The sequence below is a fragment of the Ruminobacter sp. RM87 genome, from assembly GCF_000701925.1.
In the GTDB taxonomy this organism is placed as follows: Bacteria; Pseudomonadota; Gammaproteobacteria; order Enterobacterales; family Succinivibrionaceae; genus Ruminobacter; species Ruminobacter amylophilus.
Map to the genome: position 1 here is coordinate 15,879 of NZ_JNKD01000034.1, position 15,847 is coordinate 31,725.

Genomic DNA, 15,847 nt, shown 5'->3' on the forward strand with positions numbered 1-15,847 from the left:
GGTCGACGGCTTGTCTGTTATTTCCGTCTGCGGAGAAAGTACTGTTTTCGTCCGCAGGCATAGGTCAGTACTGATTGGCGTTTTTCGGATCCACCGCAATGGTCTTCTTTTCGCCAGCAGGCAGGGTGATTTCCCATTCATTGAGTCCGCCTGCCTTTTTGAATGTCATGACGGCTCCCTGTCCGCCAATGTCGGCTCCCAGAAAGAACTGAAGCGCCTGAAAACGGCATTCCTTGATGCATGAGCAGCAGCCCCAGCAGTCACGGGAACAGCGGATGCTGCTTTTTTTGCCGTCCTTTTCCTCAGTGAGCTGCAGAAGGTTGCCGGGACATACCCTGGTGCAGGCTCCGCAGCCTGTACATTTGCTTTTATCAATTCTGATGCTCATATCTTTCTCCTGCATGTATCAGTGGACGGAGGATGATGCGGAATTTTCCGTTTTCATAGCGGGAATTCACGTACTTTTCAAAGTTTTCATTCCTGTCAGGAAAATCCGCGTTTTCCTGGAATGAATGCCATCTGGTTTCCTTTCTGGCCTCAAGATGGGCGATAAGAGCCTGACATACGGTAAGTCTTTCCTTTACCTCGTAGATCTGCATCAGTTCATAGGTTGAAGCCGCCCTGATGTTTTCTGAAAGAGGTACGAGTCTTGATATCTTTTCAGAGGCGAGTTTCAGGCCGGCAAGAGAATATCTGTATCCCGTACTGATGCCTCCTGCATACTGATCCATAATCTTCTGCATCGCTTCCTCTATCTCCTCTACGGAAAAGGCTGAGGATCCAGGGGAAAGGTGCTTTTCGTAAGCGGCGACAACGGCATCGGCATCTTCGTCCGGGAAGCCTGCTGATAAGGCATTGTCATCTGCTTTTAATGAATTCAGATAGGCATTGATGCTCTGAGCTGCAATCTTTGCTTCGGCAAGAGCTCCGGTCACGTATTTCTGAGGGGCTCCGCCTGCCACGTCACCTGCGGCATACAGCCCTATAACTGATGTACGGCGACTGTCGTCCACCCAGTAGCCGCTTGCGGTGTGACCGCCTACGATATAAGGTTCAGTACCTTCGATTTCCACGTTTTCGCGGGCAGGTCCGGTGCCGTTTTCCACCCATTTGAGAGTCTGGGAAGGAGCCATGTTCAGATAGGCGCGGAAGAGGTCGCTTTCGGCTTTTTCGTCAATTCCTTCGGTTTTCAGAAAACAGGGACCGTTTCCCAGGGCGTTTTCCGTTACGGTGCCCCAGAGACGTTCTGAAGTTTTCAGACCGTATTTCTGTTCGTAGATTTCGTTTCTGGAATTAAGCTGTTTTGCTCCGACCCCCTGGGCGATTGTTCCGGTAGGGGCAATGGTATCCTTGCAGCGCAGGGCAATGAAGCGCATTTCGAAGGTGGTCATCTCGGCTCCGGCTCTGATTCCCATGGCATATCCCGCTCCGGTATTGAACGGCGGATACCACATTTTGTGTCTTGAGAATCCCGGATTGTTCGGACGATACAGACCGGAAGCACCGCCTGTGGCGATGAGTACGGCCAGGGCTCTGAATCTGTAGGCCTTCTGCGAAAGCACGTCAAACCCCACGGCACCTCTTACCGTGCGTCTGTTTTCAGAATCTGTCCACAGCAGATCTGTAATGTTCACGTTGTTGATGATTCTGACATTTTTCCCGGCTGCAGCTCTGGCAAGAATCGGTTTGATGTTTTCCCCGTTGATTTTGATGTTGCGCCAGCCGCGGGAAACGTATTTTCCGTTTTTATCCTTGAGAATAACCAGACCGAGAGACTCGAGATCGTGAGTTACGCTGTTAAGCTCCCTGGACATGGAAAGGAGAAGATCCTCTCTGACAATCCCTTCAGCATCTCCGGCTGCGTAGGCTACGTAATCCTCAGGCACGTGACCTTCGGTAATGTAGGCGTTAAGGGCGTTCACCCCGGCCGCAAGACATCCGGATCTTTTGATGTTGGCTTTTTCCGCTATGGTGATTCTGATATCCGGATTAAGTCCGGAGAGGATGTATGCCGCATAGCATCCGGCGGTGCCTCCTCCGACAATCAGCAGATCGGTATCAATTCTTTCTTCTTTGAGGCTCATTGTTACTTACCTGTAAACATTAGATTATGTATGTTGAATCGGTGTTGGTAAGACTGTCGTTCAGTACCGTAACGGCTTTATCCCCGTCCAAAAGATAGAGGCTTCTTATGAATATTCTGACCTCTTCTCCGGGAACGATTCGTTCCTGAGTGATAGGTCGGTTTACGGTCAGAAGCTGATCGTTGACTCTTACCTTCAGTTCAAAGTCTCCGCCCCTGAAGAATGACTTTTCCACGATTCCGGTTTCAGAGGTTATCTGATAGCGGAACGGTTCGTTCAGCTTGGTTACGCTGATGAATTCAGGACGGAGCACGGCGGTTGATTTTGTTTCCCTGATTTTTGAGAAGCCCTTGAAAATACCCGGGTTGTCAATAATCGTCGGCTGACCGATGAACTTGGTCACAAATGAGGATTCAGGATTGCTGTAGATTTCGATAGGGGAGCCTGAACGCTCTACGTGACCGTGGTTTGTAATGATGATCTGGTCTGCCACTTCAATGGCTTCACTCTGGTCATGGGTTACGAAAATGCTGGTAATACCCACGCGCTGAATGAGATCCTTGAGCCAGCTACGGAGTTCCTTGCGCACCTTGGCGTCAATGGCCGCGAACGGTTCGTCAAGGAGCAGGAGAGACGGTTCGGTTGCCAGAGCTCTGGCAAAGGCCACACGCTGTCTCTGACCACCTGAAAGCTGGGTCGGATAGCGCTTGTTGAGACCGGTAAGTCCGACGAGATCAATGAGGCTGTTTACCTTTTCCTCTATTTCATCCTTAGGTACCTTCTTGGTTCTGAGACCGAAGGCGATATTGTCGAATACGGTCATGTAGCGGAAGAGGGCATAGCTCTGGAATACAAATCCGATACCTCTCTTGTTGGCCGGAATGTTGTTCACAAGCTTGCCGTTGATGTAGATTTCACCGGAATCGGCGGTTTCCAGACCGGCCAGTATTCTCAGAATGGTGGTCTTGCCACTGCCGCTTGGTCCCAGAAGTCCTACAAGACTGCCTTTTTCCACGGTGAAGCTTACATCGTTTGATGCCTGAAAGTCACCAAAGCTTTTATTGATATGGCGGAGTTCCACGTAAGGCTGTCTGGCTGAATCAGACGCCTGAAGTTTTTTTTCGGTTTCAGCACCGGCTGCGGCACTGTCGGTTAATTTGCTGTTTTTGATATCTGTCATGAGCTTCCTGATGTCAGACTGTGAATTCAGAGAACCGGCTCGTCATTGTTGTTCTTCTGAATTCACAGCTTACTTCAGCCTCCCGTTATTCTTGAAAATCTGTTTACTTTAAAAATTTGTTTTTGCTGCGGTGTTCCAGAAGGTTTCTGGCAATCAGAATCAGTATCGCCATTACCACCAGTATTGATGAAACCGCAAATGCCCCCGTAAAGTCGTATCCCTGATACAGGATTTCTATGTAAAGTGGCATGGTGTTGGTTTTGCCTCTCAGATGTCCTGACAGAACGGATACCGCACCGAATTCACCCATGGCTCGTGCGGAGCAGAGAACCACGCCGTACATGAAAGCCCACTTGATGTGAGGGAAGGTAATCTGTCTGAATATCTGAAACGCACCGGCTCCCATAAGCGCCGCCGCCTCCTCTTCGTCTCTTCCCTGAGCGTTCAGCACCGGAACGATTTCCCTTGAGATGAACGGGAAGGTTACAAACACGGTTGCCAGAACGATCCCCGGAACCGCGAAGATTATCTTTATTCCCCATTCATTGAGATATGGATAGAGAAAGCTCTGTCTGCCGAAGGTCAGCACGAATATGAGACCTGCGATGATTGGAGATACCGTAAGCGGCAGATCTATGAGAGTCGACAGAAACTTTTTTCCCCTGAAGGAGAATTTGGTAAGTGCCCAGGCGGTATAGAGACCGAATACGATGTTTACAGCCACAGCCATCAGGGTAACAATCACCGTCAGGTAGATGGAATGCAGGGCGTATTTGTCGGTTACCGCCGCGATAAAGGCGTCAAGACCTGAACGGAAGGCGGTATAGATAACGTAGATCAGCGGCAGAACCAGCATCACCGTAAGAAAAACCGTGGTTATGCCGATGAGCACCGCTTTAACTATTTTCGGATCTTCTCTTTTCATGATGTTTACTCCAAACGTTATTTGATACCGCTGATTATTGCTGAAGCCCTGCTCTGGAATACGGCATTTACAAAGAGAATGACGAATGCCATGAGCAGCATGGTAAGAGCTACGGATGTGGCTGCAGGATAATCAAATTCCTGAAGTTCTCCCATAATCATTAAAGGTGCGATTTCAGTTTCATAAGGCTTGTTGCCGGCGATGAACACCACGCTGCCGTACTCGCCGAGACAGCGGGCAAAGGCCATGGTGAATCCAGCAATTAAAGCCGGCCTGATTTCAGGAAGAACAACCCTGTAGAAGGTTTCAAAGCGGCCGGCTCCCATGATGAATGCGGCTTCCTCATATTCGCCCTCAACCTTTTCCAGCACCGGCTGGATGCTGCGGACCACGAAAGGAATGCCGATGAATACCATGGCTACGGTGATACCGATGTTCGTATAGGCGATATCGATACCGAATTTTGCAAAAAATGAACCGACCGGACCTGCTGAAACGGTAAGGTGTGCCAGTGAAATACCGGCTACGGCCGTAGGCAGGGCGAACGGCAGTTCAATCATGCCGTCAAGAATTCTTTTTCCCGGAAATTCGTATCGCACCAGCACCCATGCCATGATAAGCCCCATTACGGCATTGATTACCGAAGCGGTGAACGAGGTAACAAGACTGACCCTGTAGCTTGCGATAACTCGCGGTCTGGTGATGATTTCCCAAAAATCCGAAATGCTAAGCTGAGATGAATACACAATCAGAGAGCACAGGGGAATAACCACTATCAGACTGAGAATGGAGACGCTGATTCCGAAGGAGATACCGAATCCTGGAATAACGCTTTTTGTTTTTTTTGACATGAGTCCCTCCCGGGGATATTGAGCAGTCAGCTTAACCGAAGCTCTGCCGTAAACCCGATACACATTTCCGTGTTTTCTGATGTTTTACCTGCGTCTGTATCGTGAATGCTCCTGAAAAACCCGGGTTAAAGATCTTCAGAAGTGAATCAGCACTGATGCTGATTCACTTCACGGATAACAGATATTTGCGTGTATCTGGGTTTACGATGCAGAATTATTTTTTCTCATAGATGGAATCGAAGAGGGCACCGTTGGCAAAGTGCTTTTCAATAGTTTTCTTCCAGCCGCCGAAGTGGGCGATGTTGGTAAGCTTGACGTTGGTGATAATCCACTTGCCGTCTTCAGGAATCTGCTTGATTACATTGGAATCGGATGCTGATGAGAATTCCTTGAGAATCTTTTCGTTTGACGGACGGTAGTACCACTTGGCTTCAACTCGCTGTGCGTCGTCTGAGTAGAGATAGTCAAGATAATCCTTGGCAACCTGTCTGGTTCCGCGCTGGTCTACGACTTCATCAACGATGGCTACGGTAGGCTGGCACAGAATGGACTTTGAAGGTACTACGATTTCATACTGACCTGGATATTCGGCGATGGAAAGAAATGCTTCGTTTTCCCATGAAATCAGCACGTCACCCTGCTTGTTTTCCACGAAGCTGGTGGTTGAACCGCGTGCGCCTGAGTCGAGAACAACTACGTTGCTGTAAAGCTTTCTGATGCTTTCGATAATCTGCTGTTCGCTCTGCCCCGCATCTTCAAAGAATGACCAGGCTGCGAGGTAGTTCCAGCGGGCACCGCCTGAAGTCTTAGGATTAGGAGTTACGATTTTAACGTCGTCGCGTACAAGATCGTCCCAGTCCTTGATGTTCTTCGGATTGCCGCTGCGAACAAGGAATACGATGGTTGAAGTGTAAGGAGAGCTGTCGAGAGGGAAGTCCTTTACGTAATCCTTCTTGATGAGACCTGCTTTCTGTACCGCATCAACGTCGCCTTCAAGAGCCAGTGTTACCACGTCGGCTTCCAGACCGTTTGCCACTTCAAGAGCCTGTTTGCCTGAACCGCCGTGTGACTGGGTCACGTTAACGGTTATGCCCTTGGCTTTCTTGTAGTAGTCAGTGAATACCTGATTGTATGCTTTGTACAGTTCTCTGGTCGGATCGTATGACACGTTGGTGATTTCCACTTCATCATCTGCAAAGGCGGCTGAACCTGCAAGAGAAATAACGCCTGAAACTGCTAATGTAAGAGCGCCTGATAAAAATCTTGAACTTAAACGTCTACTGATGATACTCATAATGATATCTCCCGATTGTCTGTTGTTTTGTGTTTATTTGTTTAGTTAATCCGATGCCGTGAATAGCCGACGGCATCGTTGTTTATGTTTATTTAATAATATATAACCTATCTGTTTAGTAGGTATTGTGAATTTTATACTTGCCTCACATTTTTGTCAACAGCCTGATTTACATAAATTTTTTTCTGCAAGTGGTTTTTCGCTGGAATCAGCGATGTTTTTTAATGTGAAGTTTATTTGATTTACTCATAAACTCATGAGTATCAACAGGTATCGGATCTGTAGGGAATTGATGTAATTTAAGCAAAAAAATTTTGTTCTTAACGTATAAATTATGGCGATCTGCCTTCATCGCCTGAAAAAACGTCTGCAGGCATTCTGTATTACGGGTAAAAAAATCCCGGAAAGCAGTATGGTTCCGGGATATGATTGATTTAGTTTTCCTGATAGTCTTCAATAAGCCTGCAGGTTTTATCGATGTCTTCGCCGGAATGGGCCGCGGAGATGAACCATGCCTCATACTGGGACGGAGCAAGATACACTCCGTTGTCCAGCATGTAACTGAAGAATCTGCTGAATCTTTCGGTATCTGAGGAGGTGGCTCCGTCATAGTCGGTTACTTTCCCTGAAGTGAAGAAAACGCTCAGCAGTGATCCGGTGCGGTTGACCGATGCGCTGTCACCGAATCGCTTCTTAAGAGCTTCCTCGATTTTTGCGCCTTTTTCCTCAAGTTCCGCGTAGATATCACGGTTGTCACGAAGCCATGACAGAGTGGCGATGCCGGCTGCGGTTGCCACCGGGTTTCCCGCCAGAGTTCCCGCCTGATAAACCTTTCCTGAAGGTGATACCATTTCCATGATTTCCCTTCTGCCGCCGTAGGCTCCTATAGGCATGCCTCCTCCGATGATTTTGCCGAGAGTCACCAGATCAGGAATAACTCCGTAGCGCTCTGAGGCACCGCCAAGTGCTATTCTGAATCCGGTTATTACCTCGTCAAAAATCAGCAGGGTGCCGTTTCTGGAGGTAATGTCCCTTAAAGCCTGCAGAAATCCCGGAGCCGGAGGCACCACGCCCATATTGGCTGACACCGGTTCCACTATTACCGCGGCGATTTCATTGCCGGCCGCCTCAAACAGTCTTTCAACCGATCCGATGTCGTTGTATTCGGCAATCATGGTATCGGCCACCACGGCGGCCGGGACTCCGATGCTGTCAGGAACTCCGGTGGTGATTCCGCCTGAACCGGCCTTGACCAGCATGGCGTCACTGTGGCCGTGGTAACAGCCTCTGAATTTGATGATTCTGTTTTTACCGGTATAGCCTCTGGCAAGTCTTATGGCGCTCATTACCGCTTCGGTACCTGAATTGACAAGACGCAGGGATTCGATGTGCGGCATGATGTCGTTTACGAGTCTGGCAAGCTTCAGTTCCTTTTCGGTCGGGGCACCGAAGCTGAGTCCGTTTTCAACGGCGTCATGTACAGCCTTAAGTACTGATTCATGGGCATGTCCCATAATGGCCGGTCCCCATGAACATACGTAATCAATGTATTCATTGCCGTCGACGTCATAGATTTTTGAACCTCTGGCCTTATCTATGAATCTCGGAATGCGGTTTACGCTGCGGTAGGCCCGCACCGGACTGTTTACTCCGCCGGGAATGTATTCCGCCGAGGCCCTGAACAGGCCTGCTGATTTTTCTTCATGCATATCTGTATTCCGGTTAATTGTCTGATTCGTTGAGCCATTCCGCCACATCCAGCGCATGGTAGGTGATGATAAGATCGGCACCGGCTCTTTTCATGGAAATGAGATTTTCCATCACTATTTGTTTTTCATCGATGTAGCCCGCCTGAGCTGCAGCTTTTACCATTGAGTACTCACCGCTTACGTTATAGGTTACCACCGGAAGAAGAAATCTCTCCCTGGCCTCTTTTACGAGGTCAAGGTAGGCGAGAGCCGGTTTTACCATGATGAAATCGGCTCCTTCCTCAATGTCCGAAGCTATTTCCCTTATCGCCTCGCGACCGTTGGCAGGATCCATCTGATAAGATTTTCTGTCCCCGAATTTAGGAGCGGATCCGGCGGCATCCCTGAACGGTCCGTAGTAGGATGAGGCGAATTTTGCACTGTAGGACATAATCATCACGTCCTTGAATCCTTCACGGTCAAGACTGTCACGGATAAAGCCCACGCGGCCGTCCATCATGTCGCTCGGAGCTACAATGTGAGCTCCGGCTCTGGCTGCGGTTACGGCCATGGAGGCAAGATAAGGCAGTGTTTCGTCATTGAGAATCCTGTTGCCGCTGATAAGTCCGCAGTGTCCGTGGGAGGTGTATTCGCACAGGCATACGTCGGCAATGATCGTGATGTCCGGGTAGTTATGTCTGATGAAGCTTACGGCTCTGTAGACTATGGAATGATCTCCCGTGGAGGAGGAACCGCATTCGTCCTTGGTGAGGGGAATGCCGAACAGCAGTACTGCCGGAATTTTCAGGGCCTTTACCCTGTCCATTATTTCAGAAAGCCTGTCCAGTGAGTACTGGAATATTCCCGGCATTGAGTTTACCGGGTTTCTGATGTTTTCTCCGTCGGCAACGAAAACGGGATAAATGAGATCATCAGTGTCCACACTGTTTTCGCGAACCATTTTTCTGATGACGGGATTCTGTCTCAGCCTTCTTAATCTGTTACGCATTTAACTGCACTCCATGAGTGTTATTCATCTGAAGGACGGGATTTTCTCCAGTCCTTTCTTAAGGTTTCAAGTATGCCCGATGCAGAAAATTTTTCTGCCGTAAGCACTGGTATTGTATTAAGTTTTTCGTCCCTGTCCATGATTTTTCCGATTTCCCCTGCTGTTACCGTACCGATGGCCACAAGGGCTCCGGCAATCCTTACCTTTGAGAGATAAGGCATGAAGTTGCGTACCCCGGAGGAACTGCCGAACACCAGATAGTCAAGCACGGGACTGTATTCAGGATATCTGTCGTCGGAAAGTGTTCTTGCCGGAGACAGGGAACCGTCTTCTGCCTTTTCATCGTAATTTTCTGTAAGGTTCTGCAACAGAGGCCTGTACAACTGGTAGTCGGAAAATCCGATGCCTGCTTCGGCAAGACAGCGGTCAAGGCATTTCGAGCCCATGGTTGAACGCAGGGCGGCAACCCTGACATTCTCCGGATGACCTCCGCAGTCTGACAGAATCCGATCCCTGAGAACAGTCGCCAGGGCATCAACCGAGTATTCATCCGGAACCAGATCGGCAAAAAGACCGTGTTTTCCGAGCTCGCTTTCGGTACCGGAGCCCACGGCTGCCACTCTGCATCCGGCAAGGGATCTGATGTCGATACCGTGAGACGTCAGTTCGTCAAAGAATACGGCAACGCCGTTGGCACTGGTGAAAACCAGCCATTCATGACTGATTATGTCTTCAAGTTCCGGTCCGGAAAGTCCGATTGGGGAGATGCTGAGATTAGGCAGCGGAAGTACTCTGGCACCATTGTCCCTGAGCAGCTCCGTCATTCTGGTGGTGAAAGACGTGGAACCGGTAATGCCCACACGGCAGCCGCTGAGAGAATCATAGCCGCATCTCATGTCAAGAGCGGCGGTTTCGCCCACCACAAATACGGCAGGAGGTTCAGGAGCCTCGGTCTTCATTACTTCTGCCACGGTCCCGAGAGTCGCGTTGACACGTCTTTCGGTAACGTATGTACCCGAGCTGACTATGGCGCAGGGGGTATCCGAATCCATGCCGTACTCCGTAAGTCCGGCGGCAATTTCCGGAATCTTATGATGTGACATCATGAAAATCAGCGTGCCTTCCATTTTTGCGTAGAGAGCCAGCTCCCTGATCTCACAGCCGTCTTTTGTGCTGCCGGTGATTACGTGAAAACTGCGTGCCAGTCCGCGGTGGGTTACCGGAATACCTGCGGATGACAGAGCAGCTATGGCTGAGGTTACGCCGGGAACCGTTTCGAAGGGGATTCCGTGTTCCTGCAGATACTGAATCTCTTCACCGCCGCGGCCGAATACAAAGGGATCGCCGCCTTTAAGGCGCACGACAATGTCATGCTTTTCCGCCATTCTTCCTATTTCCCGGCTGATTTCCTCCTGAGGAAGACTGTGGTGGCCGGCTCTCTTGCCTACCGGAATGAGCAGGGCGTCGCTGCGGCACTGACACAGAAGATGATAGGAAATGAGATAGTCATAGAGGACGACGTCCGCCTTCTGCAGCAGGCTGAGCCCACGGCCTGTTACCAGGTCGCTGCTTCCGGGACCAGCGCCGATGAGATATACCTTTCCTGTCATGTTCTTTCCTCCGGGGACGTGGTATCGGAATATGATTTGAGAAGACTGTCAGCAAGATCCGCGTATCTTTCCGGATCGCCTGAGATACTGTCAGAGAACAGTCTGCCGTCGCGGAACAGAAAGTACTTAATCATGAGCTTATCGCTTTTTTCCGCAGGTGTGTCGGGGCTGAAGGCATAGACTCCGGCGGCTTCATGACAGCCGGCACTGATTTTCCGGAGTACCAGTCTTTCGGCATCAAGTGCCGTCTGGGTTCTGCGGTGAACCAGTTTTTCGAGGAAGGTGAACAGCCTGTGATCCCTTCGAACCTGCAGGGCGATGATTCCCTGACCTCCGGCCGGTATGAATGAATCCGGTGGAAGTTTTATGTAGTCAAAACATTCCTCACGGTCAAGACCGAGTCTTTTTATTCCGGCTTCGGCGAGAATTATGGCGTCATATTCGCCGCTGCGGAGCTTTTCCAGTCTGGTGGGCACGTTGCCTCGAAGGAGTCTGCACTCGGCTTCCGGATATATTTTCTTTATGAGAAATTCCCTGCGGGGACTTCCGGTACCGATGATTTCAGGAATGTCGCTGTCCCGATCCTTCGGCATGATGAGAACGTCTGAGGGATCCTCTCTCGGAATAACGGCCAGAAGTACGGTGTCAGGATGCACTTCGGAAGGTAGATCCTTGGCGCTGTGCACGGCCAGATCAACTTTCCTTGCAACCAGTGCCTCTTCAATTTCTCCGGAAAAAACACCTCGTCCGCCTATGGAACTGAGAGGGACACTGCCGAATATTTCTCCTCTGGTGGTGAAGGTTACGGGATGAAATGAAAGGTCAGAACCTGCTGACAGTTCCTGCTGCAGACGTCTGATTACCATTTCCGTCTGGATAAGGGCAAGTCTGCTGCCCCTGGTGCCGATTTTTATTTCCGTCACTTGAAAACACCTTCAATTTCTTCTGCAAAATGCTCGATGAGAGCGCTGTATTCCTGATTTTCCGCCGGTCTTCCGCCTTCGGCAAGAATTTTCTTTCTGAGTTTTCCTATTTCCGACAGTAATTCTCCCGCATGACGCGGCAGTCTGTCATCAAGTATTTTTCTGAGGGTACCGGAGACTCCCGGAGCGCTGCCTGAAGAGGTTATCCCTATAACCAGGTCGTCTCTTCTCACCAGGGCAGGAAAGTAGAAATCACAGTTTTCAGGACAGTCCACCACGTTCACGGGTATGCCTGATTCATGACATCTGCGATAGATTCCGCTGTTAAGTTCTCCGTCATCGGTTGCCGCTATCACCAGATCGGCATTCAGGAGATCGTCGTAAGAGAAGGCTCTCTGTTTCAGGGATATCCGATCTTTAAGCTTCTGAAAATCCCCGGTGAACACGGGGGAGACAGCGGTAATGTTTCGGGTATATTCGGCAAGCTGCTGCGCCTTTCTGCAGGCAACATGGCCTCCTCCCACAATAAGGATTCTGTATCCGTCGAGATTTATGAATATGGGAAAAAAGGGCATTCTACACCTCTGTCTGCTGCTGGCCGGTGAATGATGAACCTGTATGACCGTTCAGTACTGAGGCATGAGAACCGCATCTGTTTTCCATAACGTATGCCGAGGCAATCAGTCCGGATTTTCTTCTTCTGATTTTTTCCGATATGTAGTTATGTATTTCCATGGCTCCGGTTCTGACATCGCCGGCAACCTCAACTGCTTTTGAGGATCTCAGTCTGCGGTGCTTCTCGATGATTCCGGCAAAATATGAAAAATCACGCAGTGTCAGTCCGTCTGTTTTACCCAGATCCGGATCAATGTCGCGCGGCACGCACAGATCTATGAACAGGTACGGTTTTCCGGAGGCCAGTTCTCGAAGGCATTCATTGTAGGTAACGGTGTAATGCGGTGATGAGGTAACGCTTATCAGCACGTCGGTGGTTCTAAGATGTCTGTAGCGTTCGCCGTAGGGTATGGTCTTTTCGTTTCCGCACAACTGTTCACCGGAATCCTGATGATTTCTAGATGTCACCGTTATTTCTCCGAAATTTCTGTTTTTCAGAGTTTTAAGAATGGTTGAGCCGAGCTGTCCGGTGGCTCCTATCAGCATGATGCGGGGTGATGTGATGCCATTTGCGGACATAAAGGTGGTTATTTCATTGCATACCAGGGTGCTGTAGGATACTGCGGTATTGCTGAATCCGGCTCTTACCCTGATTTTTTTGGCATAGTGCTGTGCCTGCTGAAACATCTGATTCAGGTAGAAATCGGTAAAGCCGGCATTGTGTGCGAGGGTGTAGGCTCTGTTCAGCTGACCGAGGATTTCATTTTCCCCGAGATTCAGGGAATCAAGACTGGTGGCAACCTTCAGAAGATGTTCAACGGCGCTGATGCCTGAATAGTATCTCAGGTAACGTCGCATTTCGTGAATGTCCGTATTGGTGAAGCCGCAGAGTATGGAGTCAAGTCTGCTGAAGATGTTCTGAATTCTTTCATTCTTTTCGCTTTCACCGGAAACGGATTCAGGTTCCCTGTCCGTGAAATAAATTTCTGTTCTGTTACAGGTCGACAGCACTACGGCACCGTCAATTTCGGTTTCCCCGGTAAATTTTTTTACCAGCTCGGGAATATCTGCCGGAGCAACGGAAATCCTGCTGCGGATCCGTTCATCTGCCGTTCTGTATGAAATGCCGAAGCAGTATACTGGTAGGGTGTTCATAAATTTAAATGGGCTCTGGCTGTCGGAAAAAATGTCCGGCTGATTTCATGAACATGGCGCTGTTCATGCCATCAGCTGACTGCTTATTATACTATTATCTTTCTGCAATTACTTTTTCTGTTGACTTTTTTCATCCGGAAATTCCAGCCGCTAAACCGGAATTTCCGTCTGTATCAGGGGACTATTCCTCTACCTTCCTTACATAGAGGGTATAGGTACCGTCACCGTTATCGTTCAGACCGAGTATTTTGTGGCCGTCATCCTTAGTGGAGCGCGGTACGTTCTGAACAGGTTCTCCGTCATTCATACGGATTGCCAGAATTTCCCCGTCATCAAGTTCTTCGAGAACCACTTTGGCCTTGACGAAAGTGTTCGGACAGACAACATCGGTTATGTCGAGATCGTGATCAGCATGTATATCAGCCATTGTAAGCCTCCTCAATAACCTTTTTGAATTCATCTATGCCGAGTCTTTCCAGAGTCGTTCTGAAGCGTTCGCTCGGTTTTGCATGAGTTGCAAAGTAGTCAATGGTGGCGTCGGCAACTCTGAACAGTGTTTCCTTGTCCCTGATAATCGGAAGCAGGTTTTCACCTCGGAAGATTCTGTTGCCGAACAGACCGCCGAAGGAAACAATGTATCCCGGTTCGCCGGTCCAGGCCTCGGCAGGACAGGACTTTACGCATCTGCCGCAGTTGTTGCACAGAGACTCCTGCTTGGTGATTTTTTCCTCTTCACTGAAGGAGAGGGCTCCTTCACGGCATGCCTTTGTACATACCTTGCAGTTGATGCATTTTTCCCTGTCAAATGAAACAATCATGCCGCCCTTTACGCCGAAGTCGTTTTCTTCAGCCTTGAGGCAGTTGTTTACGCAGCCGGTAACACCGAACTTGAATTTATGGGGAAGCTCTCTGCCGAAATATCTTTCACTGAGTTCTCTTGCTAGGGTGGATGTGTCGATACATCCGCTCGGACAGACTGCGTTACCCTGACATGCCGTGACGGTTCTTACGCGCGGGCCGCATACCCCGGGATGAACTCCGCCCGCGGCAAGTTTGTCTTTTACTTCCTCGATGTCGTCTACGTAAATGAATGGAATTTCAATACCCTGACGGCTGGTCATGTGCACGTAGCCGTGACCGTACTGTTCCGCTACTTCGGATACCGTTCTTATGTTTTCGGCGGTAAGATTTCCTCCCACCACCTGCAGACGCAGAGAAAAGTAGCCTTTCTGCTTCTGTCGCATGAATCCGCCTTTTTTAAGTAAGGCGTAGTTAACACCCTTTGCCATTTAAATATCTCCTGATGTGTAGTTCCGGTAAGGTCTGATATTCTCCGTTAAATGGTAAAATCTTATGCCATCCTGTCAGTAATTCTGTTTAGCTGTAATTGTTGTTTTTGTTATTCGGGACAGAGTGATGATTCGGCGGAAACAGTAAAATACGGCATATACTGATTCTGCTGAATTCATATGACGTGTAAAAACGGTACGAAACGGTATTCTGTGCGACTGTGGAAACATCTTCCCCCGGGGGGCTCAGTGACACTGGGGGAAGATGGTGATTTATCTCGACAGAATGCACTGATTGTCGTGTCCGCAGTCTCGTTTTCCGGCGTCATTTCAGCTTCGGCTCAAGCTTTCCGCAGAAGTTTTTTTGAATGAGGATGGGGCTTCTGCAGAGCGTTGAAAAAATTATACCTATAAAACCAATCAGTTTAGTATATTTTAAGGTTGTTTATAATTTTTTGTCAATATGAAACTGGATACAAAATATCTGCATCCGTTAAAGACAAACGGTCTGTCGGAATCCTTATATGACTTTCGGATACGCTGATCGTGATTATCGGAAGATGCTGATTCAATGACTGCAGATTACGGTAAATTCTACAGAAAAATAAAAAGGAGCTTCAAGTAATCGTGATAAGACTTTAACGATACTGACCGAAACTTTGTTGTTTTAAACATATACGAAAAATAATTTAATGGAAGTTGCAAAAAATACAAGACTTCCATAATTTTTTGCGGTATAATATAAACATATATATTATATGTTTATATGGATGATTTTATGGCTGTAGCAGACACTCCGAAATTACCTCCTCTTATGATTATCAATCAGGGAAAATACTCTTATGTCACGACATATAAGATTACTTGGGACAAGACACTCAGACAACCGAGAAGGGTGCCGGGGCAGAATAAAACCGTGGGCAAGATTGTCGGTGGCGGAACTGAAGGTGTCATAGAATGGAATTCTGAATTTCTTGACGAACACCCTGAACTTGCAGGGTTCATTACCAGAAGAGTTTTAAAAGGCCAAAAGGGTTCCAGAAACGTCTATGATTATGAGTTTGAACCGATTGATGAGATGATTTCTCTAAGAGAAGCCTTGAATCTGAAAAGACTCAGTGCCGGAGCCACATGGGCGTTGGATAACATCGTGGCAGGCAGTTCTCTTACAAAGACACTGGAACAGATTTTCGGTAAGTTTAACAGGCATAAAAAGCTGTTGTC

At 48.7% G+C, this 15,847-nt stretch carries 15 protein-coding genes; 1 reads left to right on the forward strand and 14 read right to left on the reverse strand.

Going from position 1 to position 15,847, the window contains the following annotated elements; translation table 11 throughout:
• Positions 1-64: 64 nt before the first annotated feature.
• The 14 genes from T489_RS0107780 to T489_RS0107850 form a co-directional block, all read right to left on the reverse strand.
• Entirely contained in the window at positions 65-388 is a 324-nt protein-coding gene (locus T489_RS0107780) for a 4Fe-4S dicluster domain-containing protein (RefSeq protein ID WP_031579490.1), read from the reverse strand.
• On the reverse strand, positions 372-2,084 hold the full coding sequence (locus tag T489_RS0107785; RefSeq protein WP_031579491.1) for an adenylyl-sulfate reductase subunit alpha: 1,713 nt from the start codon (positions 2,082-2,084) through the stop codon (positions 372-374). Before T489_RS0107785 ends, T489_RS0107780 begins: the two co-directional genes overlap by 17 nt.
• Before the next feature lie 19 nt (positions 2,085-2,103).
• Entirely contained in the window at positions 2,104-3,264 is a 1,161-nt protein-coding gene (locus tag T489_RS0107790) for an ABC transporter ATP-binding protein (protein WP_084155463.1), read from the reverse strand.
• Between the two features lie 103 nt (positions 3,265-3,367).
• Positions 3,368-4,189, reverse strand: a complete 822-nt coding sequence (cysW, locus tag T489_RS0107795; RefSeq protein ID WP_031579493.1) for a sulfate ABC transporter permease subunit CysW — start codon at positions 4,187-4,189, stop codon at positions 3,368-3,370.
• A gap of 17 nt (positions 4,190-4,206) precedes the next feature.
• The gene (cysT, locus tag T489_RS0107800) at positions 4,207-5,040 is read right to left on the reverse strand and encodes a sulfate ABC transporter permease subunit CysT (RefSeq protein WP_031579494.1); all 834 of its coding nucleotides are present in this window, start codon (positions 5,038-5,040) and stop codon (positions 4,207-4,209) included.
• Positions 5,041-5,254: 214 nt separating this feature from the next.
• Positions 5,255-6,334 carry a sulfate ABC transporter substrate-binding protein gene (locus tag T489_RS0107805; protein ID WP_031579496.1) on the reverse strand — a complete coding sequence of 360 codons (1,080 nt, stop codon included), beginning with the start codon at positions 6,332-6,334 and terminating at the stop codon, positions 5,255-5,257.
• A gap of 434 nt (positions 6,335-6,768) precedes the next feature.
• Positions 6,769-8,043, reverse strand: a complete 1,275-nt coding sequence (gene hemL, locus T489_RS0107810) for a glutamate-1-semialdehyde 2,1-aminomutase (protein WP_031579497.1) — start codon at positions 8,041-8,043, stop codon at positions 6,769-6,771.
• Positions 8,044-8,056: 13 nt separating this feature from the next.
• Positions 8,057-9,031, reverse strand: a complete 975-nt coding sequence (gene hemB, locus T489_RS0107815; RefSeq protein ID WP_031579498.1) for a porphobilinogen synthase — start codon at positions 9,029-9,031, stop codon at positions 8,057-8,059.
• Between the two features lie 20 nt (positions 9,032-9,051).
• The gene (gene cobA / locus T489_RS0107820) at positions 9,052-10,641 is read right to left on the reverse strand and encodes a uroporphyrinogen-III C-methyltransferase (RefSeq protein WP_031579499.1); all 1,590 of its coding nucleotides are present in this window, start codon (positions 10,639-10,641) and stop codon (positions 9,052-9,054) included.
• Positions 10,638-11,564: a hydroxymethylbilane synthase gene (gene hemC, locus T489_RS0107825; RefSeq protein WP_051621902.1), complete on the reverse strand. Its 927-nt coding sequence runs from the start codon at positions 11,562-11,564 to the stop codon at positions 10,638-10,640. The genes cobA and hemC overlap by 4 nt, the downstream gene beginning before the upstream one ends.
• Complete coding sequence (locus T489_RS0107830; protein WP_051621903.1) at positions 11,561-12,139, reverse strand: precorrin-2 dehydrogenase/sirohydrochlorin ferrochelatase family protein; 579 nt, start codon at positions 12,137-12,139, stop codon at positions 11,561-11,563. Before T489_RS0107830 ends, hemC begins: the two co-directional genes overlap by 4 nt.
• Position 12,140: 1 nt before the next feature.
• Positions 12,141-13,334 carry a glutamyl-tRNA reductase gene (locus T489_RS0107835; RefSeq protein WP_031579502.1) on the reverse strand — a complete coding sequence of 398 codons (1,194 nt, stop codon included), beginning with the start codon at positions 13,332-13,334 and terminating at the stop codon, positions 12,141-12,143.
• A 181-nt stretch (positions 13,335-13,515) separates the two neighbouring features.
• Positions 13,516-13,761: a sulfurtransferase TusA family protein gene (locus tag T489_RS0107845; protein WP_031579503.1), complete on the reverse strand. Its 246-nt coding sequence runs from the start codon at positions 13,759-13,761 to the stop codon at positions 13,516-13,518.
• Positions 13,754-14,623 (reverse strand): 4Fe-4S binding protein, encoded by an 870-nt coding sequence (locus T489_RS0107850; RefSeq protein ID WP_031579504.1) that lies wholly within the window; start codon positions 14,621-14,623, stop codon positions 13,754-13,756. The genes T489_RS0107845 and T489_RS0107850 overlap by 8 nt, the downstream gene beginning before the upstream one ends.
• A 778-nt stretch (positions 14,624-15,401) precedes the next feature.
• Between T489_RS0107850 and T489_RS0107855 the strand changes: the two genes are divergently transcribed.
• Positions 15,402-15,847, forward strand: a 446-nt coding sequence (locus tag T489_RS0107855; protein ID WP_031578638.1) for a hypothetical protein, incomplete at its 3' end; no start/stop codon positions are given.